Origin of the sequence: Streptomyces sp. NPDC127038, assembly GCF_042725875.1 — a bacterium.
Taxonomy (GTDB): domain Bacteria; phylum Actinomycetota; class Actinomycetes; order Streptomycetales; family Streptomycetaceae; genus Streptomyces.
Genome location: NZ_JBHXDQ010000106.1, coordinates 1 through 21,432, shown reverse-complemented (window position 1 = coordinate 21,432; position 21,432 = coordinate 1). Strand labels below are relative to the sequence as shown.

Annotated in this window: 17 protein-coding genes and 1 tRNA gene; 13 read left to right on the top strand and 5 right to left on the bottom strand. The window is 72.1% G+C overall.

Going from position 1 to position 21,432, the window contains the following annotated elements:
- Nucleotides 1-1,197 precede the first annotated feature (1,197 nt).
- Nucleotides 1,198-3,597, bottom strand: a complete 2,400-nt coding sequence (locus tag ACFWI4_RS39625; RefSeq protein ID WP_387206340.1) for an SCO7613 C-terminal domain-containing membrane protein — start codon at nt 3,595-3,597, stop codon at nt 1,198-1,200.
- A 119-nt stretch (nt 3,598-3,716) separates the two neighbouring features.
- Here ACFWI4_RS39625 and ACFWI4_RS39620 point away from each other — a divergent pair, with 119 nt between their 5' ends.
- Both ACFWI4_RS39620 and ACFWI4_RS39615 read left to right on the top strand, forming a co-directional pair.
- Nucleotides 3,717-4,163 (top strand): SRPBCC family protein, encoded by a 447-nt coding sequence (locus ACFWI4_RS39620; protein ID WP_387206338.1) that lies wholly within the window; start codon nt 3,717-3,719, stop codon nt 4,161-4,163.
- A 39-nt stretch (nt 4,164-4,202) separates the two neighbouring features.
- Nucleotides 4,203-4,274: transfer RNA gene (locus ACFWI4_RS39615), tRNA-Val, on the top strand.
- Between the two features lie 66 nt (nt 4,275-4,340).
- Here ACFWI4_RS39615 and ACFWI4_RS39610 read toward each other — a convergent pair.
- Nucleotides 4,341-5,066 (bottom strand): 3'-5' exonuclease, encoded by a 726-nt coding sequence (locus tag ACFWI4_RS39610; protein ID WP_387206336.1) that lies wholly within the window; start codon nt 5,064-5,066, stop codon nt 4,341-4,343.
- A 170-nt stretch (nt 5,067-5,236) separates the two neighbouring features.
- Here ACFWI4_RS39610 and ACFWI4_RS39605 point away from each other — a divergent pair, with 170 nt between their 5' ends.
- The 3 genes from ACFWI4_RS39605 to thrS all read left to right on the top strand — a co-directional run bounded on the left by ACFWI4_RS39605 (nt 5,237) and on the right by thrS (nt 9,151).
- Nucleotides 5,237-5,803, top strand: coding sequence for a DUF4365 domain-containing protein (locus ACFWI4_RS39605; protein WP_028801501.1), 567 nt, complete (start codon nt 5,237-5,239; stop codon nt 5,801-5,803).
- Entirely contained in the window at nt 5,800-7,017 is a 1,218-nt protein-coding gene (locus ACFWI4_RS39600) for a hypothetical protein (protein ID WP_385404327.1), read from the top strand. The genes ACFWI4_RS39605 and ACFWI4_RS39600 overlap by 4 nt, the downstream gene beginning before the upstream one ends.
- Before the next feature lie 157 nt (nt 7,018-7,174).
- Nucleotides 7,175-9,151 carry a threonine--tRNA ligase gene (gene thrS / locus ACFWI4_RS39595; RefSeq protein ID WP_385404329.1) on the top strand — a complete coding sequence of 659 codons (1,977 nt, stop codon included), beginning with the start codon at nt 7,175-7,177 and terminating at the stop codon, nt 9,149-9,151.
- Nucleotides 9,152-9,218: 67 nt separating this feature from the next.
- On the opposite strand, the gene ACFWI4_RS39590 is transcribed toward thrS, so the two are convergent.
- On the bottom strand, nt 9,219-9,878 hold the full coding sequence (locus tag ACFWI4_RS39590; protein WP_387206333.1) for a potassium channel family protein: 660 nt from the start codon (nt 9,876-9,878) through the stop codon (nt 9,219-9,221).
- Between the two features lie 67 nt (nt 9,879-9,945).
- Here ACFWI4_RS39590 and ACFWI4_RS39585 point away from each other — a divergent pair, with 67 nt between their 5' ends.
- On the top strand, nt 9,946-10,506 hold the full coding sequence (locus tag ACFWI4_RS39585) for an HIT domain-containing protein (protein WP_103547824.1): 561 nt from the start codon (nt 9,946-9,948) through the stop codon (nt 10,504-10,506).
- 84 nt (nt 10,507-10,590) lie between these two features.
- Here ACFWI4_RS39585 and ACFWI4_RS39580 read toward each other — a convergent pair whose 3' ends face one another.
- Entirely contained in the window at nt 10,591-12,258 is a 1,668-nt protein-coding gene (locus ACFWI4_RS39580) for a hypothetical protein (protein ID WP_387206331.1), read from the bottom strand.
- Between the two features lie 233 nt (nt 12,259-12,491).
- Nucleotides 12,492-14,687, bottom strand: coding sequence for an elongation factor G-like protein EF-G2 (locus ACFWI4_RS39575; RefSeq protein WP_387206329.1), 2,196 nt, complete (start codon nt 14,685-14,687; stop codon nt 12,492-12,494).
- 218 nt (nt 14,688-14,905) lie between these two features.
- Between ACFWI4_RS39575 and pgsA the strand changes: the two genes are divergently transcribed.
- From pgsA to ACFWI4_RS39540, 7 genes are all read left to right on the top strand, one after another.
- Nucleotides 14,906-15,628, top strand: a complete 723-nt coding sequence (gene pgsA / locus ACFWI4_RS39570; RefSeq protein WP_355978418.1) for a phosphatidylinositol phosphate synthase — start codon at nt 14,906-14,908, stop codon at nt 15,626-15,628.
- Nucleotides 15,625-16,584 (top strand): phosphatidylinositol mannoside acyltransferase, encoded by a 960-nt coding sequence (locus tag ACFWI4_RS39565; RefSeq protein WP_387206327.1) that lies wholly within the window; start codon nt 15,625-15,627, stop codon nt 16,582-16,584. Before pgsA ends, ACFWI4_RS39565 begins: the two co-directional genes overlap by 4 nt.
- Complete coding sequence (locus ACFWI4_RS39560) at nt 16,581-17,741, top strand: glycosyltransferase family 4 protein (protein WP_387206325.1); 1,161 nt, start codon at nt 16,581-16,583, stop codon at nt 17,739-17,741. The genes ACFWI4_RS39565 and ACFWI4_RS39560 overlap by 4 nt, the downstream gene beginning before the upstream one ends.
- 555 nt (nt 17,742-18,296) lie before the next feature.
- Entirely contained in the window at nt 18,297-18,842 is a 546-nt protein-coding gene (locus ACFWI4_RS39555) for a hypothetical protein (RefSeq protein ID WP_385404343.1), read from the top strand.
- 199 nt (nt 18,843-19,041) lie between these two features.
- The gene (pdxS, locus tag ACFWI4_RS39550) at nt 19,042-19,890 is read left to right on the top strand and encodes a pyridoxal 5'-phosphate synthase lyase subunit PdxS (RefSeq protein WP_245173337.1); all 849 of its coding nucleotides are present in this window, start codon (nt 19,042-19,044) and stop codon (nt 19,888-19,890) included.
- A gap of 4 nt (nt 19,891-19,894) precedes the next feature.
- Nucleotides 19,895-20,500: a pyridoxal 5'-phosphate synthase glutaminase subunit PdxT gene (pdxT, locus tag ACFWI4_RS39545; RefSeq protein WP_387206323.1), complete on the top strand. Its 606-nt coding sequence runs from the start codon at nt 19,895-19,897 to the stop codon at nt 20,498-20,500.
- 76 nt (nt 20,501-20,576) lie between these two features.
- Nucleotides 20,577-21,329: a YebC/PmpR family DNA-binding transcriptional regulator gene (locus tag ACFWI4_RS39540; protein WP_382788867.1), complete on the top strand. Its 753-nt coding sequence runs from the start codon at nt 20,577-20,579 to the stop codon at nt 21,327-21,329.
- Nucleotides 21,330-21,432: the final 103 nt, after the last annotated feature.

Genomic DNA, 21,432 nt, shown 5'->3' with positions numbered 1-21,432 from the left:
GGGCCGGTCCCGCGCCCCGCCGGAGCCGGGACCGGGACGGAGCCCCGCCGGCGGGAGGGCGGGGCGGAAGAACGCCGTGGCCGGAGCGGGATTTCGGACGTGGGCGCTCCGTCCGGCCACGGGTCTGCCGTCCGTCCCGCGGGTGTCCACGCCCCGCGGGTCGCCGTCCGTCCCGGGCGTCACGCCCCGATGCCCGGGGCGGGCCGCGTACCGCTCCGCCCCCGACCGATCACCCTCCGTTTCCACCGCCCCTGGCCGACCCCCCGTCAGAACCCGTGCGGCCGTACGTTTTCGGCCGTTCGGGGCGAGCGGATTCCGGCACACGGGAAGCGGCGGCCGGGACGACGGGCCGTGGGGGAGCGGAGGAACGGTGCCGGGACCGGACGATGACGATCCGTTACGCCTGGTGGGGATGTGGACTGCGAAGCGGAGCGGATCGGTCCGTCGCGGCCCCCCCCCGGGAAGAAGGGTCCGAAGATCGAGGCGCACACGGACTTCCGGATTATGCGGTCTTCCGGGAGGAGTTCCGGATCCGGTCCCGAAGACGGAAATCCCGCACGCGTATTCCGGTACGCCGTCGCATTTCTGCGGAAGTACGACAAGCGAGAGATCCCGCCCGGCCGCAAGTGCGCGATAGGCACCGGAAATCCGAGTCCGGGAAATTCCCGGACCGGAGTCGGGGCGTAGACCGGTCCGACGGAAAGCAGTTCGGAATTCGACGGATCCGACGCCTCGTCACTTGTCTTCGGCGAGAAGGTGTTCGAGAAGACGGGGGGCCGTGCCGCGGCGGGGCCGGACCTGGGACGAGTATGTCACCGCACCCGGCGGAAACGGCCGCGGAACGGCACGGCATTCCGCACGAATGACGGATCGGGTTTCGACGAGGCCGATCTGACGGAGCGGTGGACCGGGTGCCGCGACCGCGTGAACAGCGATGTCGTCACCGGCCCCGGGCGGGTCGAAGGGGGCGGCCCCGAGTCACCCTTCTCCGCGCGCCCCACGGCCACCGAGTTCACCCGTGACAACTCCGCGGCTCCTTATACGGGGACGGCAAGGCCGAGAGCGGGGGCGAGGCCGACACCCGGCTTCGCCACACCGCTCCGCTTCCGGGGCCACCCGTACCGCTCCCGCTTCTCGGGGCAGCCGCACCGCTCTCTCTTGCAGGAGCACAGGGCACGGGGCACGGGCGCCCGCCCCTCAGTCCATCCTTCCCAGGACGTCCCGCACCCGTCGCGCGTCCCGGATCCGCTGCTCATAGGTGGCGCCCAGCGCGAGCAGCAGCACACCGGCGAGCGCGGGAGGCGTCCAGCGGGGGAGCGCGTCGACGATCTGCACGATGTACGGGGCGAGTTCGTGCAGGGCGTCCAGGACGAGCACGGCGCCGCCCAGCAGCAGCGGAGCCTGGAGCCGGTGCCGGGCGCCCAGCAGGGTGACGGCGAGCGCCGCCGCGCCCAGCAGCAGCGGTCGCTGCCACTCACCTTCGATCCAGGCCGTGAACAGGCTCGGCGCGAGCGTCACGGACAGACCCGGCGCGTACGCCGTCCACGACGACACCGAGGTGTCCGAGCGGCGCCTGTACGCGCCGAGGAGCAGCGCCGGAACGGTCACGGGCAGGGTGTACGCCTCCGGGGAGCCGACGCCCCAGGAAGCGAGGCGCACCCAGGAGGCCAGCACGAACAGGGCGACGGCCGCGTACTGGACGGGGCGCCGGTCCTCCCGTACGGCCGTACCCGCGCAGACCAGCCCGCACAGGGCCAGGACCGTGGCCAGCAGGGGCGGTTCGGACACCGCGAGCGCGATGGCGAGCAGCCCGGCGAGGGCGCCGGTGATCTCGATCGACAGGGTCGTCGCGCCGTCCTCGGTGCGTGCGGCGAGCAGCGCGGCCGTGACGGGCACCACCAGCACGAGCAGCGCGGTGTGCTGGGGCTGGAGACCGAGGGAGGCGCCGGCGGCGCAGACGAGGGCGGTTCCGTACCCGAGCGCGGCGGGCGGGGCGAACGGGACGGGGCCGGACCGCGGGGCGGCCGCCGTGAACAGGACGGTCAGCGCGGCGAGGACGGTCAGGGTCGCCCCCTCGGAGGCCAGCGCGAGGAACGCGAGTCCGAGCGAGGTGAGCAGGGCGAGCACCCGCGCGGTGAGCGGGGAGGCGCTCCGGCGGGCGTACCCGAGCAGGGCCGCCGTGGTGAGTCCCTGGACGGACAGCGCGGCCGCGTAGGGGAGTTCGAGGGCCGCGGGGAGGACGAGGGCCGTCGCCCACGCGAGGCCCAGCGCCGCGGTCAGGGCGTGCGGACGCCACGCGGCGGCGCGGGCGGCCGGCACCAGGGCCGCGGCGACGAGCGCGAGCACGAGCGGCGCCGTGGCCGTGTCCTGCGGCCAGGGCAGCGGGCCGGTCACCGCGTCCCGCGCGTTCGACGGAGCGCCGGACCAGACGGAACCCAGCCGGCCGGCCGGACCCAGCAGGGAGACCGCGACCGCGGGCAGGGCCCAGGCCACGGCCAGGGCGCCCACACCGGCCGAGGCCAGGGCACTCCCGCGACGCACCGCAGCGGGAAGACGGGTCCCCGCTGCGGCCAGCAGGGCGATGCCGCACACCACGAGCCCGGGGACCGTCCACGCGTCGGGCAGCGACACGCGCAGCACCCCGCCGACCGCCCCGACGCCGGCGAGTCCGCCCGCGGTCGTGAGACCCGTCGCGGTGGCCGTCGTGAGGCCCGGGGCCGGGGCCCGCCACGCCGCCGTCAGCGCGATCGCCGCGGCGAGGAACAGGAGCGCCGCCGCACGGGCCGCGGCGCCTGGACCGGTGGCCGCCGCGGACAGACAGGCGCCCGCGAAGGTGCCCCAGCCGCCCAGGCCGTACGCCCCGACGGCCGCGGCGGTACGGACGGACCGCCCGGGCAGACGCAGGGCGAGCGCCAGGTCGAGCGCCGCGGTGGCCAGCAGGGCGGCCGTGACGGCGTACGCACCCGCGGAGGCGGCCACCGCCCACAGGACCAGCGGCGGCTGCACGGCGGCCACGGCGGCGGGCAGGGGCAGCCGCAGCGACGGACGCGTCCCGGCGCCTTCCTTCCGCGCCGGCGAGCCCAGCGCGACTCCGTACGCGGCCCACAGCACGGCCAGCGCCGTGGAGGCGAGCGCCGCGTAGCCCGCGCCGTCCGCGTCCGGGAACACGACCGCGTAGAGCGCGTACGCGTCCAGGACCGTCAGCACCAGGCCCGTCCCCGCCAGCGCCTCGGCCGTCGAGCGCAGCCCGCGGCGCAGCAGGGGCACGGGCGCGGCGAGCGCGGCCAGCGTCACCGCGCCGAGCACCAGCGAGCGCCCCGCGATCCCCAGGTGCCCCCAGCCGACCAGTGTGAACGCGACGGCGGCGACGGCCAGCAGCACGCCGCCGAGGAGCAGGAGCACGTTCTGCACACCGGGCGCGGTGGCCTCGGGGCGCCGGGCCCCGGGCACCGGGGGCGCCGTCGGTGCGGGCGCCGGCCGGAGCGCGTGGACGAGCCAGGCGCGGCGGGTCAGCAACACGGCCCGGCGGGCGTCGAGTTGCCGCAGCTCGGTGTCGAGGAGCCGCAACTCCTCGGCCGGGGACGGGATCTGGGTCATGGTCCGGAGTGTGGTCGGGCTCACGGCCCCCGGCATGAGCGCACGTACTCACGCCGTACTCAGATCGGCGCACGCACCCGGTACTTCCGGAACGCCGCGGCCCTCGGCACACTCGGCCCATGGACTGGACCCACTACCGCTTCCGGACCGTGTGGGAACTGCCCGCGCCGCCGCCGGACGTCTACGCGGTCCTGGAGCGGGCGGAGACCTACCCGGGCTGGTGGCCCCAGGTGCGCGAGGTGACCCCCGTCGACGAACACACCGCCGTCATCCGGATCCGCTCCGTCCTGCCGTACGACATCACCATCACCGCCCGCGAGGCGCGCCGGGACAGCGGGGCCGGTGTGCTGGAGATGCGGATGTCGGGGGATCTCGACGGCTGGGCGCGCTGGACCCTCACCGCGGCCGGGCCGGGAACCCGCGCCCGCTACGACCAGGAAGTGCACGTCACCACGCCCCTGCTGCGCCGGCTCGCCGTGCCGGGGCGCCCCTTCTTCCGCGCCAACCACGCCCTGATGATGCGCGCGGGACGGCGCGGACTGAGGGCTCGTCTCCGAACGGTTTGAACCCCACCCGCCGGGACCTGTATTGTTCAGTCCGTTCCCGGGCGATTAGCTCAGTGGGAGAGCGCTTCGTTCACACCGAAGAGGTCACTGGTTCGAACCCAGTATCGCCCACCCGGAGAAGACCGGTCCGTCACCGACGGACCGGTTTTTCGTTGTTCTCACCCGCGTCGCGCCCGGTCAGGCCGCCGCCGGCAGTTCCGGGCGCAGCGGCCACGCCGGATCCACCGCCTCCGGTGTACCGCTGCGCGCGAACCAGGCCTGGAGCCCGCGCGCCTGTGCCGCGTGCCACACCGCCTGGAGCGTGTGCAGCTCGGACGGCGACAGACGCTCCAGCCGGGCCGAGAAACGGCGCCCGACCGCACGGACGACCTCCATCGAGGCCAGCGCGTCGGCCGCCGCGTCGTGCGCGCCCTCCAGCGGGACCTCGTAGTGCGCGCACAGATCCGTCAGGGTGCGGCGGCCCTTCCGGTAGCGGTCCAGATGCTTGTCGAGGACGCGCGGATCGAGCACCCGCAGCGACGCCGACTCGAACCAGCGGTCGAGCGACGAGGCGCGATGCCTGCGCAACTCCCGGTCCAGCAGCGTCAGATCGAACGGGGCGTTCATCACCACCAGCGGCCTCCCCGCCGCGGCCTGCTCGCCCAGCTCCCGGGCTATCTCCTCCATCACGGGCGACGGCCAGCGGCCGTTGCGCTGAAGATGTTCGTCCGTGAGCCCGTGCACCGCCGTCGCCCCCGCGGGCACCGGCACTCCCGGGTTCACCAGCCACCGGGTCACCCTGGGACGGGCACCCGGTGCATCCTGGACCACGACGGCGGCCGAGACGATCCTGTCGGTCTCGACGTCCACGCCCGTGGTCTCCGTGTCGAACGCGGCCAAAGGGCCCTCGTACCAGCACGCCATACGTACACAACTCCTCGTTCACCCACGGCAGCTGACGCACCGTCTTCTGCCTGTTTGGTGATACCCGGGCTGTTTGCGCCGTACGCCGGACGGAGACAACAGAGGTACGGGTCTTTGCAGTTCAGCGACCCGTCGCGGGGATACATCAAGCCTGGAAGGCTGTTGGACTCATGGCACTCGCGCAGCCCGAACGGGGCGGGCTGCTGCCCCAGCGGACGGCACCCCATCGCGGATCGCTCGCCACCACCGCCTGCATGGAGACCTTGCAGGTGGGCTACTTGCACGCCGTGGCGGCCGCCGCCGGCTGTTCGCTGTCCCAGCCGTTTCCCGACAACGGCATCGACTGGCACGTCAGCCACAGCGCCCCCGGGCACACGGTCGACGACGAAGTCACCATCAAGGTGCAGCTCAAGTGCACGTACCAGATCCCGCCCAACCCCCCGGGGCCCGCCTTCTCCTTCACGCTCGACAACGAGCACCTGGCGAAGCTCGCGCGCACCCCGGTCTCGGTGCACAAGATCCTGGTCGTGATGCTCGTGCCCAGATCCCAGGACGACTGGCTGCGCGCCAGCCACGACCGGCTCGACCTGCGGCACTGCTGCTACTGGATCAACCTCGCCGGACACGCCGTCACGGGCCGGCGCCGGACCACCGTCCGGATCCCGACGGCCCGGATCTTCGACGACCGGGCCCTGTGCGAGATCATGACGCGGGTCGGCACGGGAGGCAGACCATGACACACCGCCCCATCGACGAGGTCCTCCGGCCGGTCAGGCCGCACCCGGCCGAAGCCTTCTGGAACGATCCGCCGTCCCCCGACCAGGTGGACCCGGCCGTCCTCGGCGCGCTGCTGCGGCGACACGGCTGGCAGCGCCGCGGGGGAGCGGCCGGACGGTACGGCCGGTGGACACCACCCGGGCCCGGGGGCGGCGGCACCAGCCTGCTGGTGCCGGAGAACCGGGCCTTCCCCGACAGCGACGACCTCCTCGGCGAGGCCCTCGTCGCGCTCTCCCGCAGCGCCTCCCCTTCCGCGCGGGACGTCCTGGTCGGCCTCGCCGTGCCCAGCGACGAGATCCGCTGGTGGCGGGACGTGCCCACCGGACCCGTGGGCGCCGCGCCCTGGACCGTCGAGGAGCAGACGCGCGGGGCCGCCCGCCAGATGCTGCTCGCCGGCGCCCTCGCGGCCCGCGCCCGGGCCGGCTACTACGGCGCCCGGCACCGCAGGGCGGCCGCCGCCTCCCTGGAGAACGTCCTGGTGGGCGCCGAACCGGGAGGTCGCTGCCTCACCGCGTTCGTGCCCGTCACCGGAGGCAGGCCGCTCGCCGTACGCCTGCACGAGGCGCTGTGCGCCGCGCGCGAGGCCATCGACTACCAGCGGGCCACCGGCGGCATGGACGCCTTCGACGCCGCCGTGGAGGCGGGCGTCAGCCATGAACTGATGGAAGCCCTGGTGGCCCTCGTCCGGGGCACCGAGGGGGCCCGGATCACCGTCGAGTGGTCACCCGCCGCGGGCGTGCCCGAGGGCGGCGCGAACCCCGCCGAGCCCGTCGAGTTCTCCCCCGGCGACCTGACCGTGCTGCGCGAGGCCGGGGCCCGCTACCTGCGCGAGGAACCGTCCGTGCCGGTGCGGCTCACGGGTGCCGTGGTCCGGATGCGCAGGTCAGGGCCGCGCGGGGAGGGCACGGTACGGCTGCGGGTCATCGCGGGCGCCGAGGTGCCGCACGTACGGATGACCCTGGACGAGGAGGCGTACCGGATAGCGGGCCAGGCCCATCTGGTCGGCCTGCCGGTCCGGGTGCACGGCCGCTTGGAGAGCCGCGGCGGCTTCCGCAGGCTCACGGACGCCACCGGGGTCGTACCCGTCCAGGTCGACGAGGCCGAGCGGGACCGGCTGATGAAGTCGCTCCAGGAGAATCTGGACTTCTTCGAGGAGGCGTGCAGCGAGGACTGACCCGCGCGCGGGAACGGCGTCCGGGGCGCGCCCGTCGCGGGGCGGGGGCGCCCCGTCGGTAACCGTTTCGCGGAGGAGACCCCTGGCTCGGTAGGATTCGGGGCATTGCCATGCCATCCCGTATGTGGTGTGGGACCCCTTCAGTCAGGAGAGACCGGTGTCAGACGTCCGTGTGATCATCCAACGCGATTCCGAGCGGGAAGAGCGCGTGGTGACGACGGGCACTACGGCCGCCGACCTCTTCACCGGCGAGCGCACCGTCGTCGCGGCCCGCGTGGCCGGCGAGCTGAAGGACCTCGCGTACGAGGTGAAGGACGGCGAGGAGGTCGAGCCCGTCGAGATCTCCTCCGAGGACGGCCTCAACATCCTGCGCCACTCCACCGCGCACGTGATGGCCCAGGCCGTGCAGGAGCTGTTCCCCGAGGCCAAGCTGGGCATCGGCCCGCCGGTCAAGGACGGCTTCTACTACGACTTCGACGTGGAGAAGCCCTTCACGCCCGAGGACCTCAAGGCCGTCGAGAAGAAGATGCAGGAGATCCAGCGGCGCGGCCAGCGCTTCTCCCGCCGTGTCGTCACCGACGAGGACGCCCGCGAGGAGCTCGCGGCCGAGCCGTACAAGCTGGAGCTCATCGGCATCAAGGGCTCCGCGTCCTCGGACGACGGCGCGGACGTCGAGGTGGGCGGCGGCGAGCTGACCATCTACGACAACCTCGACGCCAAGACCGGCGAGCTGTGCTGGAAGGACCTCTGCCGCGGTCCCCACCTGCCCACCACCCGCAACATCCCGGCCTTCAAGCTGATGCGCAACGCCGCCGCCTACTGGCGCGGCAGCGAGAAGAACCCGATGCTCCAGCGCATCTACGGCACCGCCTGGCCCTCCAAGGAGGAGCTGAAGGCGCACCTGGACTTCCTCGCCGAGGCCGAGAAGCGCGACCACCGCAAGCTGGGCAACGAGCTGGACCTGTTCTCCATCCCGGAGCAGATCGGCTCCGGCCTCGCCGTCTTCCACCCCAAGGGCGGCATCATCCGCCGGGTCATGGAGGACTACTCGCGCCGTCGGCACGAGGAGGAGGGCTACGAGTTCGTCTACACCCCGCACGCCACCAAGGGGAAGCTCTTCGAGACCTCGGGCCACCTGGACTGGTACGCCGACGGCATGTACCCGCCCATGCAGCTCGACGAGGGCGTGGACTACTACCTCAAGCCCATGAACTGCCCGATGCACAACCTGATCTTCGACGCGCGCGGCCGCTCCTACCGTGAACTGCCGCTGCGCCTCTTCGAGTTCGGCACCGTGTACCGGTACGAGAAGTCGGGCGTCGTGCACGGTCTGACCCGTGCCCGCGGCTTCACCCAGGACGACGCGCACATCTACTGCACCAAGGAGCAGATGGCGGAGGAGCTCGACAAGACGCTCACCTTCGTCCTGAACCTCCTGCGCGACTACGGCCTCACCGACTTCTACCTGGAGCTGTCCACCAAGGACCCGGAGAAGTTCGTCGGCTCGGACGAGATCTGGGAGGAGGCCACCGAGACGCTCCGCCAGGTCGCCGAGAAGCAGGGCCTCCCGCTGGTCCCGGACCCGGGCGGCGCCGCCTTCTACGGCCCGAAGATCTCCGTCCAGTGCAAGGACGCCATCGGCCGCACCTGGCAGATGTCGACCGTGCAGCTCGACTTCAACCTGCCCGAGCGCTTCGACCTGGAATACACCGGCCCCGACGGCTCCAAGCAGCGCCCGGTCATGATCCACCGCGCGCTTTTCGGCTCCATCGAGCGCTTCTTCGCCGTGCTCCTGGAGCACTACGCGGGCGCGTTCCCGGCGTGGCTGGCGCCCGTCCAGGCGATCGGCATCCCGATCGGCGACGCGCACGTGGAGTACCTCCAGAAGTTCGCCGCGGAGGCCAGGAAGAAGGGTCTGCGCGTGGAGGTCGACGCCTCCTCGGACCGGATGCAGAAGAAGATCCGCAACGCGCAGAAGCAGAAGGTGCCCTTCATGGTCATCGCGGGCGACGAGGACATGGCGGCCGGCGCCGTCTCCTTCCGCTACCGCGACGGCTCGCAGGAGAACGGCATCCCCCTCGGCGAGGCCATCGCCAAGATCGCGAAGGTCGTCGAGGAGCGCACCCAGATCTGACCCGGTCCACGCGGCTCGCCGCGGACCGGCCGGAGACGCGGGTCAAGGCCCGAGGCCCCCGGGAAGCTCAGCTTCCCGGGGGCCTCTCGTCGTCGCCCTCGCGCGAGAACACCTGGAGCAGCCACGAGGAGAACGACCCCGTCACCGCGCCCAGCAGCCCCAGGCCGCACGCCATCATGGCGACCGCGATCGTCCGCCCCCTCGGCGTCACCGGTGTCACGTCCCCGTACCCGACCGTGGCCAGGGTGGAGGCGGCCCACCACACGGAGTCGCCGAAGGTGACGATCGTCGCGTGCGGTGCCCGGTACTCGGCCTGGTAGACGGCGAGGGCCCCCGAGAAGCCGAGCAGCAGCACCGAGATGCTCGCGTAGAAGATCACTCGCGAGTACAGCGGGAGCCGGGGCTCTCCGCGGCGGTACAGCACGGCGTCGTAGAGCTTGACGACCCGCAGCGGACGCAGCAGCGGCAGGAAGAGGACCACGGTGTCCAGCAGATGACGCCGGACGAACCGCGGGCCCATGCCGCTCAGCCGCCAGCGCACCAGATAGTCGAGGAGGAACGCCGCCCAGGTGGCCGCGATCACCGAGAGACAGACGTCGCGGCCTTCCTGGGGCAGCTGGTGCGCCAGGACGTGGACCGCGTACGCGGCGAGGAAGAGCAGCGACCCGACCGCCAGTGGTACCTCGGTGCGGTGCTCCCAGCGGGTCAGCGGGCTCTCGTCGTCCATGGCCACAGCTTGGCCGCAGGCTCCTTCGTGCGGCACCCGGCGACACGCCGCGAACGGGCGAAGCAATATGCTGCAACACATGACGAGTGAGCCGGAGCAGCAGATCGGAGTGGGAACGCAGGACGCGTTCCAGCGCCTGTGGACGCCCCACCGGATGGCTTACATCCAGGGCGAGAACAAGCCCACCGGTCCGGGGGCCGACGACGGTTGTCCGTTCTGCTCGATACCGGCCAAGTCCGACGAGGACGGGCTGATCGTCAGGCGCGGCGAGCACGTGTACGCGGTGCTCAACCTCTACCCGTACAACGGCGGGCATCTGATGGTCGTGCCCTACCGGCACGTCGCCGACTACACGGACCTGACCGGGCCGGAGACCGCCGAACTCGGTGAACTGACCAAGCAGGCCATGACCGCCCTGCGCACCGCCTCCGGCGCGCACGGCTTCAACATCGGCATGAACCAGGGCACGGTCGCGGGCGCCGGCATCGCCGCCCATCTGCACCAGCACATCGTGCCGCGCTGGGGCGGGGACACGAACTTCATGCCGGTCGTCGGCCACACCAAGGTCCTGCCGCAGCTTCTCGCGGACACCCGCAAGATGCTGGCGGAGGCCTGGCCCACCGCGTAGCCGGGCGCGGGGCGCCCCACCGGGCGCCCCGTCCGGTCCCGCCTGGGACACATCCCGCGAGGGGGGACACGTTCCGCCGTGCGGTCAGGCGTCGTACACGTCGGCCTTGCGCGGCGAGGGGTCCTGGACCGCCGTGCTGAGGAACGCCGAGCGGTTGCCGAACTTCTCCGTGTCGACGCCGTTCTCCTCGAGGACCTTGATCGCCGCCGAGTGCACCACGCGCAGCACCGGCGTCGCCGCCCGCAGCGCGTCGTCCGCCATGAAACGGTGCCGCCAGGGCTGATCGGCCCAGGCGTGCCGCACTCCGAACGGTTCGGGCAGCCCCAGGCTTCCGCCGATCCAGTTCAGCAGCGGCGGATACCAGGTGAGGGGCGCCCGCGCGGCGAGCCGTACGACCTCGTCCGCGGTGACCAGCGGCAGGCTCACCTTGCGGGTCTCCCAGAACTTGACGGTCTTCGCGACCTCCTTGGTGGGAGCCTCCGGCTTGCTGGTGAACAGCGGGTTCACCGGACCCAGCGCGTGCCCGGTCACCTCGATGCGCAGCGTCTGGTGCAGCACCGTCACCGTGATCATCATCGTGATGATCAACTGGCCGTCCCAGAGCGTCCACTGGACCCCGAGGTAGTGCCGGTCCCCGCTGCCGAACTGCTGCTTGTTGCAGATGTCCTGCACCGCGTGCGACTTGATCGTGTAGGCGTCCACGTCCGTGCCGCCAGGCCGGGACACCGCCTTCGCGCCCTCGCCGATCGGCGTGACGATCCAGTGCTTTATCGAAGGCGCGGGAAAACCACCGGTGTTGAGCGGCCCGCGCTCCAGCATGCGCAGCTGGTCGTGGATGTTGCGGATGACGTCCCAGCTGCGGAAGGGGTGGATCTCCTTCTTCGCGTCCAGCGGCACCAGGTCCTCGGCGAGCTGCCAGCTGCCCCAGCGGGTGCCCATGCCCAGTATGCCCTTGGGGCCCGCGTAGAAGACCGAGTTGGACTGCTGCTCAGCGGTGAGCCGGGCCAGCGACTGGCGCAGCTGCTCCGCCGCCGTCTCGCCGGGGCTGCCGGGGACCGAAGCGGGAATCTTGGCGCCGACCCCGCCGCCCGACAGCAGGTTGTCCCAGCGTGCGCGGAGATCCTTTGCGGTGCGCTCGCAGATCTGCTTCGCCCACAGCCAGCCGACGACGGGCAGGACCACCGCGGCCCGCGCGTACCAGGCCCAGAAGCCCGTGAACGGCATGCGGATGAGGAACAGGACGGCCAGGGCGCCGACGGCGAACAGCAGGGTGGTGCCGAGCGCGGAGCCCCGCTTGTCCGTCCGTTTGGCGATCTGCGTACGGATCTGGAAGACCATCAGCCAGATCAGCAGGCCCGGCAGGAACAGCAGTCCGCACAGCACCATGACGGCGGAGAGCCAATTGTCGCGTTCCCGGCGGATGTTGGTCGCCGCGAGACAGTGCTCCACGATGACCTGCGGCTCGGTGCCGAAGGACTGGATGAGGGGAGCGCGGCCGGCGCCCAGCATGCGGGCCGTGACCGCCCCCGCGAAGGCCTCGCCGAGATTCGGCGCGAACAGCTTGATCCGTCCGGCCTTGACCGTGGACTGGTGCCATTCGTTGTCGGCCTTGAGGATCTCCTCGACCGGACTGTCGCGGTACGCCGCCGAGGCGAGGGCGAAGGTCGCCGCCGTCTGCCCCGCGGACCCCGTGAGCGGCACCTGCGCCCCGGGAGTGAAATCGAAACCGTCGAACGCCACTTCCGCCCCCATCGCCGCCGCACCCGCTCCTGCGGCTTTCCCGACTTCGGTGTCCCGCACACCTGTTGATCAGGTCTTCGTCTTGATCAGTACTCAGAGTATCGGCCGCGGCCGACATTCGTCGGCGGACGGCCGAAGCCGCCCACCGACGGATGAACCCCCCGTCCCGAACCGCCGTCCCGAACCGCCGTCCCGAACCTCCCGTCCCGAAGCGCCGTGCCGAACCGCCGGGAGCCGCCCGGCCCTCAGGTACCCGTGTCCTGTTCACGGAGCCGCTCGGCGATGTGCTGCGGCATGGGTTCGTGCCGCGCGTAGGACCGGTCGAAGCGCGCGGTGCCGTGCGAGACGGACCGCAGGTCGACCGCGTACCGGCCGATCTCGATCTCCGGTACCTCGGCGCGTACGAGCGTGCGCCCGCCGGGTGCCTGCTCGGTGCCGACCACCCGGCCGCGCCGTCCCGACAGATCGCTCATCACCGGGCCCACGTAGTCGTCGCCGACCAGGACCGTCACCTCCGCCACCGGCTCCAGGAGATGGATGACGGCGTCGCGGGCCGCCTCGCGCAGCGCGAGCGCGCCCGCCGTCTGGAACGCGGCGTCGGACGAGTCGACCGAGTGCGCCTTGCCGTCGGTCAGCGTGACCCGTACGTCGATGAGCGGATAGCCGGCGACGACCCCCTTGGCCGCCTGGGCCCGCACGCCCTTCTCGACCGAGGGGATGAACTGCCGGGGCACGGCGCCGCCGACGACCTTGTCCACGAACTCGATGCCCGAACCGTTCGGCAGCGGTTCGACCTCGATCTCGCAGATCGCGAACTGGCCGTGTCCGCCCGACTGTTTGACATGGCGGCCGCGTCCGGCGGACGGACCGGCGAACGTCTCGCGCAGGGAGACCTTGTGCGGGACCACGTCGACCTGCACCCCGTACCGGCTGCGCAGCCGTTCCAGGGCGACGTCCGCGTGCGCCTCGCCCAGGCACCACAGGACGACCTGATGGGTGTTCGGATTCTGCTCCAGACGCATCGTGGGGTCCTCGGCCACCAGCCGGCCCAGCCCCTGGGAGAGCTTGTCCTCGTCCGCCTTGCTGTGCGCCTCGATGGCGAGCGGGAGCAGCGGGTCGGGCATCTGCCACGGCTCCATGAGCAGCGGGTCGTCCTTGGCCGAAAGGGTGTCGCCCGTCTCGGCGCGGTTCAGCTTCGCCACGCTGGCCAGGTCGCCCGCGATGCAGTGGGTGAGGGTGCGCTGCTGCTTGCCGAACGGCCCGGACAGGGCGCCGATCCGCTCGTCGACGTCGTGGTCCTCGTGCCCACGGTCGGTCAGCCCGTGCCCGGAGACGTGCACCGTCGCGTCGGGGCGCAGGGTCCCGGAGAAGACCCGCACCAGGGAGACCCGGCCCACGTACGGGTCGGAGGCGGTCTTGACGACCTCCGCGACCAGCGGACCGTCCGGGTCGCAGGCCTTCACCTCGCGCGGCGCGCCGTCCGGGGTGGTCACGGCGGGCGCCGGGCGCTCCAGCGGGGTCGGGAAGCCGCCCGTGATCAGTTCGAGGAGCTCGACGGTGCCGAGCCCCTGCCGGGCGCCCTCGGCGGCGGGCGCGGCGGCCAGCACCGGGAAGAAGCTGCCGCGGGCCACGGCCCGTTCGAGGTCCTGCACGAGGGTCTTGAGGTCGATCTCCTCGCCGCCGAGATAGCGGTCCATGAGCGTCTCGTCCTCGCTCTCGGCGATGATCCCCTCGATCAGCCGGTTGCGGGCGGCCTCGATGAGCCGCTGCTGCTCGGGCCCCGGCTCCGCCTCCTTGCGCTCCCCCGAGGAGTAGTCGAACAGCTGCCGGGTGAGCAGTCCGGTCAGGCCGGTCACGGGCGCGTGCCCGTCGGGCGCCGCGGCGCCGTGCAGCGGCAGGTACAGCGGCAGTACGGCGTCGGGGTCGTCCCCGCCGAACGCCTGCGCGCAGACCGCGGTCATCCCCTCGAAGTCCGACCGGGCCGATTCCAGGTGGGTGACCACGATCGCCCGGGGCATGCCGACGGCCGCGCACTCCTCCCACAGCATCCGGGTCGAGCCGTCCACCCCGTCCGAGGCCGAGACGACGAAGAGGGCCGCGTCCGCCGCTCGCAGACCGGCCCTCAGTTCCCCGACGAAGTCGGCGTACCCGGGGGTGTCCAGAAGATTGATCTTGATCCCGTCCCAGTCGACGGGCACCAGGGAGAGCTGCACCGACCGCTGCTGCCGGTGCTCGATCTCGTCGTAGTCCGATACGGTGCCGCCGTCCTCCACGCGGCCCGCCCTGTTCACCGCTCCCGCGGTCAGCGCGAGAGCCTCCACCAACGTCGTCTTGCCCGATCCGCTGTGGCCGACCAGCACCACATTCCGTACGGACGCGGGGTGGTCGGCCGCCGTAGCCCTGCCGGCGGCTCCGGGGTGTGCGTTCGCCTTGTCGCCCATGGCCTTGCCTCCCGTGCACGGTGAGGTCTCTGTGGGCGCGGGACATGCCGAGGCCGCGTTCGGTGGCGGCACCGGTGACGCCCGCGGTTCTTCGAGCTTTGCACTCGCGTCACGGTGCGTCCATACAGGGGACGCGATCGCGCCGTGACGCGGACGGCACCCGGTCGTGACACGGGGTGCGGGTGCCCGGCCATCGCACAAGCGCACGCGTGGCTACGATGGGCCAGCCGACGGCCAGCAGGGGCCGCCCGGCGACACCGACCCTCGGGAAGGCCATGCTGAACAAGTACGCGCGTGCATTCTTCACGCGTGTCCTCACACCGTTCGCCGCGTTTCTCGTCCGCCGGGGGGTGAGCCCCGACACGGTCACCCTCCTGGGCACGGCCGGAGTCATGGCGGGGGCGCTGGTCTTCTTCCCCCGGGGAGAGTTCTTCTGGGGAACGATCGTCATCACGCTGTTCGTGTTCTCCGACCTGGTCGACGGGAACATGGCGCGCCAGCTCGGCCGCTCCAGCCGCTGGGGCGCCTTCCTGGACTCGACGCTCGACCGGGTCGCCGACGGGGCGATCTTCGGCGGCTTCGCGCTCTGGTACGCGGGCAACGGCGACGACAACGTCCTGTGCGCCGTCTCGATCTTCTGTCTGGCCAGCGGCCAGGTGGTGTCGTACACCAAGGCCCGGGGCGAGTCGATCGGTCTGCCGGTGGCGGTCAACGGTCTCGTCGAGCGCGCCGAGCGCCTGGTGATCTCGCTGGTCGCGGCCGGTCTCGCGGGCCTGCACACCTTCGGGGTGCCCGGCATCCAGGTGCTGCTGCCCATCGCGCTGTGGATCGTCGCCGTCGGCAGTCTCGTCACGCTGATCCAGCGCGTCGTCACCGTCCGCCGGGAGGCAGCCGAGGCGGACGCCGCGGTCGCCGCCCAGGGCAGCGAGGCCACCTCGTGACCAGCCTGCGCGACAGGCTGGTCGACGGCGCCTACGCGACGGGCTGGAGCGTCGTCAAGAAGCTGCCCGAGCCGGTCGCCGTGCGCCTCGGACGCACCATCGCCGACATCGCCTGGAAGCGGCGCGGCAAGGGGGTCCTGCGGCTGGAGAGCAACTACGCGCGCGTGGTGCCGGACGCGACGCCGGAACGGCTCGCCGAGCTCTCCCGCGCCGGGATGCGCTCGTACCTGCGCTACTGGATGGAGTCGTTCCGGCTTCCCGCGTGGAGCGAGGAGCGGGTGGCGGGCGGCTTCGAGGTCGAGGACGTGCACCGTCTCACCGACGGCATCGCCTCCGACCGGGGCGTCATCCTCGCGCTTCCGCACATGGCGAACTGGGACCTCGCGGGCGCCTGGGTCACCACCGGCCTGAGGACACCGTTCACGACGGTCGCGGAACGCCTCAAACCGGAGTCCCTCTACGACCGGTTCGTCGCCTACCGCGAGGGCCTCGGCATGGAGGTGCTGCCGCACAGCGGCGGTGCCGCGTTCGGCACGCTGGCCCGGCGCCTGCGCGACGGCGGGCTGATCTGCCTGGTCGCGGAACGGGACCTGTCCGCCTCGGGCGTCGAGGTGGAGTTCTTCGGCGAGACGACCCGGATGCCGGCGGGCCCGGCCCTGCTCGCCCAGCAGACCGGCGCCCTCCTCCTGCCCGTGACGCTCTGGTACGACGACTCGCCCGTGATGCGCGGTCGGGTGCATCCGCCCGTCGAGGTCCCGGAGTCAGGCAGCCGTGCCGAGAAGACGTCTGTCATGACACAGGCGCTGGCCGACGCCTTCGCCCACGGCATCGCCGAGCACCCGGAGGACTGGCACATGTTGCAGCGTTTGTGGCTCAAGGACCTCGACGCCGGGAAGGCTCCCCACGAGGGGTCCGGCACACAGGACCCCGAGAAGCCCGAGAAGAGGGCCTCGTGAGGATCGGCATCGTCTGCCCGTACTCCTGGGACGTTCCCGGCGGCGTCCAGTTCCACATCCGCGACCTGGCCGAGCACCTCATCGGTCTGGGGCACGAGGTCTCCGTCCTCGCCCCCGCGGACGACGACACGCCCCTGCCGCCGTACGTCGTCTCGGCGGGCCGCGCGGTCCCCGTCCCGTACAACGGCTCGGTGGCCCGGCTCAACTTCGGCTTCCTGTCGGCGGCCCGGGTACGGCGCTGGCTGCACGACGGCACCTTCGACGTGGTCCACATCCACGAGCCGTCCTCGCCGTCGCTCGGCCTGCTGACGTGCTGGGCGGCACAGGGGCCCATCGTCGCGACCTTCCACACCTCGAACCCGCGCTCCCGGGCGATGGTCGCCGCGTACTCCATCCTCCAGGCCGCGCTGGAGAAGATCAGCGCGCGGATCGCCGTGAGCGAGTACGCCCGGCGCACCCTGGTCGAGCACCTCGGCGGTGACGCGGTCGTCATCCCGAACGGCGTCGACGTCGACTTCTTCGCCCGCGCCAAGCCCAAGCCCGAGTGGCAGGGCGACACCATCGGCTTCATCGGCCGCATCGACGAGCCCCGCAAGGGCCTGCCGGTCCTCATGAAGGCGCTGCCCGCGATCCTGGCCGAGCGTCCCCAGACCCGGCTGCTCGTCGCCGGGCGCGGCGACGAGGAGGAGGCCGTGGAGTCGCTGCCCGCCGAGATGCGCTCGCGCGTGGAGTTCCTCGGCATGGTCAGCGACGAGGACAAGGCCAGGCTGCTGCGCAGCGTCGACCTGTACGTCGCGCCCAACACCGGCGGCGAGAGCTTCGGGATCATCCTGGTCGAGGCGATGTCCGCGGGGGCGCCGGTGCTCGCCGCCGACCTCGACGCGTTCGCCCAGGTCCTGGACCAGGGCTCCGCGGGCGAGCTGTTCGTCAACGAGGACGCGGCCGACCTCGCCGCCGCCGCGCTGCGCCTGCTCGCCGACCCTGAGCGCCGGGCCGCGCTGCGGGTGCGGGGGAGCGAGCATGTGCGGCGCTTCGACTGGTCGACGGTCGGCGCGGACATCCTCGCGGTCTACGAGACGGTGACGGACGGCGCCGCCGCGGTCGCCACGGACGAACGCACAGGCCTCCGCGCCCGCTTCGGGTTGGCCCGGGACTGACCCTCCGGGACCCCACCGGCGACCGCCCCTCCCGGGGTTCACGGGCGCGGGTCCTCCACGAGGTGCACGGGTACCCGGCCGTGACGGGCGCCACGGGGTCCGGCGGTGTGGGCGACTCGGGGGACCCGGTGGCGAGCGACGCCTCCGGAGCCCTCCGTCGACGGCGTCCCCGGGGGCCGGAACACGCGCGCTCCGCCCCAGCTCGGAGCCCGCAGGGCGGACAACCCCGGCCTGGCAGGGCCGGGGTCGGGGGGGGCGCGGGGGACAGCGCTGGTCGATCCTGTACCGGGAGTTCCGCGGGCCCCACCGCCGGGGCGCCCGGCGCGCCCTCGTGCGGAGCGGGACCGTCGCCTCGCTGGGACGCCCCGGAACCTCGTTGCCGGGCGCCCGGCGGTCCGGCGGACCGAGAACGGCCGGAACACGACGGTCCGGTGGCGGCGCCGTGTGCGGTCGGGGTCCCGACGGGCGGCGCACGGGCGCGTGGGCCACCGCGGGCCGGTGGAGCGTGCGCGGGCCACGTCGGGCAGGCGAACGGCACCGGTAGCCTTGCCGCCCGTGACCGCAACCCTCATCTGGATCCTCGTCGGCCTCGTCGCGATCGGCCTCTACCTGAGCTGGACCGCCGGACGGCTCGACCGGCTGCACTCCCGTATCGACGCCGCCCGCGCCGCCCTCGACGCGCAGCTGCTGCGCCGGGCCTCCGTCGCGCAGGAACTGGCCACCTCCGGAGTGCTCGACCCGGCCGCCTCGATCGTCCTCTACGAAGCGGCGCACGCGGCCCGGCAGGCCGAGGAGGAGCAGCGCGAGGTGGCCGAGAGCGAACTGAGCCAGGCCCTGCGGGCGGTGTTCGGGGAGACCCAGCAGGTCGAGGCGGTCCGGGAGGTGCCCGGCGGCGAGGCGGCGGCCGGCGAACTGGCCCAGGCCGTACGCCGGGTGCCGATGGCGCGCCGCTTCCACAACGACGCCGTACGCGCCGCCCGCGCCCTGCGCCGCCACCGCAAGGTCCGCTGGTTCCGCCTCGCGGGCCACGCGCCGTTCCCCATGGCCTTCGAGATGGACGACGAGCCCCCCGTGGCCCTGGCCGACCGCCCCACGAGCTGACGCGCCGGCGGTCCCGCACGGGCGGACCGGAACGAAAACGAGCCACCGGCTCCCCATTGGCCCTTGCAGTGGACTGGTCACCTCGCGTTTCCTCGGAGCTGCACAAATCCTCTTCCCCGAGCGAGGTCAACCCGTGTCCAGCACCCTCTCCAACTCCGCCGAGAACACCGCCATCGGTACCGCCCGCGTCAAGCGCGGCATGGCCGAGCAGCTCAAGGGCGGCGTGATCATGGACGTGGTCAACGCCGAGCAGGCGAAGATCGCCGAGGACGCCGGCGCCGTTGCCGTCATGGCCCTGGAGCGGGTTCCCGCCGACATCCGCAAGGACGGCGGCGTGGCCCGGATGTCGGACCCGAACATGATCGAGGAGATCATCGAGGCCGTCTCCATCCCGGTCATGGCCAAGTCCCGCATCGGCCACTTCGTCGAGGCCCAGGTCCTCCAGTCCCTCGGCGTCGACTACATCGACGAGTCCGAGGTCCTGACCCCGGCCGACGAGGTCAACCACTCCGACAAGTTCGCGTTCACCACGCCCTTCGTCTGTGGTGCCACCAACCTGGGCGAGGCCCTGCGCCGCATCGCCGAGGGCGCGGCCATGATCCGCTCCAAGGGCGAGGCCGGCACCGGCAACGTCGTCGAGGCCGTCCGCCACCTGCGCCAGATCAAGAACGAGATCGCCCGCCTGCGCGGCTTCGACAACAACGAGCTGTACGCCGCCGCGAAGGACCTGCGTGCCCCGTACGAGCTCGTCAAGGAGGTCGCCGAGCTCGGCAAGCTGCCGGTCGTGCTGTTCTCCGCCGGTGGTGTCGCCACCCCCGCCGACGCCGCGCTCATGCGCCAGCTCGGCGCCGAGGGCGTCTTCGTCGGTTCCGGCATCTTCAAGTCCGGCGACCCGGCCAAGCGCGCCGCCGCCATCGTGAAGGCCACCACCTTCTACGACGACCCGAAGATCATCGCGGACGCGTCCCGCAACCTCGGCGAGGCCATGGTCGGCATCAACTGCGACACCCTCCCCGAGACCGAGCGCTACGCCAACCGCGGCTGGTAGTCACATGAGCACTCCTGTCATCGGTGTCCTGGCCCTCCAGGGCGACGTACGGGAACACCTCATCGCCCTGGCCGCGGCGGACGCCGTGGCCAGGCCGGTGCGGCGGCCCGAGGAGCTCGCCGAGATCGACGGCCTGGTCATACCGGGCGGCGAGTCCACCACCATCTCGAAGCTGGCGGTCCTCTTCGGAGTGATGGAGCCGCTGCGCGCGCGGGTCCGCTCGGGCATGCCCGTCTACGGCACCTGCGCCGGCATGATCATGCTCGCCGACAAGATCCTCGACCCGCGCTCGGGCCAGGAGACCATCGGCGGCATCGACATGATCGTGCGCCGCAACGCCTTCGGACGCCAGAACGAGTCCTTCGAGGCGGCGGTCGACGTCCGGGGCGTCGAGGGCGATCCTGTAGAGGGCGTCTTCATCCGCGCCCCCTGGGTCGAGTCCGTGGGCGCCGAGGCCGAGGTGCTCGCCGAGCACGGCGGTCACATCGTCGCGGTCCGCCAGGGAAACGCGCTCGCCACGTCGTTCCACCCGGAGCTGACGGGCGACCACCGTGTGCACGGTCTGTTCGTCGACATGGTGCGCGCGAACCGGACACCGGCGTCCTTGTAGGATCTGTGGGGTCTCCCAAGGCTCTCGACGCCTGGGGGAGTCCGTACAGGTTGGGTTACGCGAAGGAGACAGGCAGATGTCCGGCCACTCTAAATGGGCTACGACGAAGCACAAGAAGGCCGTGATCGACGCCAAGCGCGGCAAGCTCTTCGCGAAGATGATCAAGAACATCGAGGTCGCGGCCCGCACCGGTGGCGCCGACGTGTCCGGCAACCCGACGCTGTTCGACGCCATCCAGAAGGCGAAGAAGAGCTCGGTCCCGAACAAGAACATCGACTCCGCGGTCAAGCGCGGAGCCGGCCTCGAAGCCGGTGGCGCCGACTACGAGACGATCATGTACGAGGGCTACGGCCCGAACGGTGTCGCGGTGCTCATCGAGTGCCTCACGGACAACCGCAACCGCGCGGCCTCCGACGTGCGCGTCGCCATGACCCGCAACGGCGGCAGCATGGCCGACCCCGGCTCCGTGTCGTACCTGTTCAACCGCAAGGGTGTCATCGTCGTCCCCAAGGGTGAGCTCACCGAGGACGACGTCCTCGGCGCCGTCCTCGACGCGGGCGCCGAGGAGGTCAACGACCTCGGCGAGAGCTTCGAGGTCCTCTCCGAGGCCACCGACCTGGTCGCGGTGCGCACCGCGCTCCAGAGCGCCGGCATCGACTACGACTCCGCCGACGCCAACTTCGTCCCGACCATGCAGGTCGAGCTCGACGAGGAAGGCGCCCGGAAGATCTTCAAGCTGATCGACGCGCTGGAGGACAGCGACGACGTGCAGAACGTCTTCGCCAACTTCGACGTCAGCGACGAGGTCATGGAGAAGGTCGACGCCTGATCCACGGGCCTGCCCGGAGCGACGGGGGGGCGGGGGCCCCCCCCCCCCGCCCGCCCGGGGGGAAGTGGGACCCCCATGCCACCCCAACCCCGGGGCCCCCCCC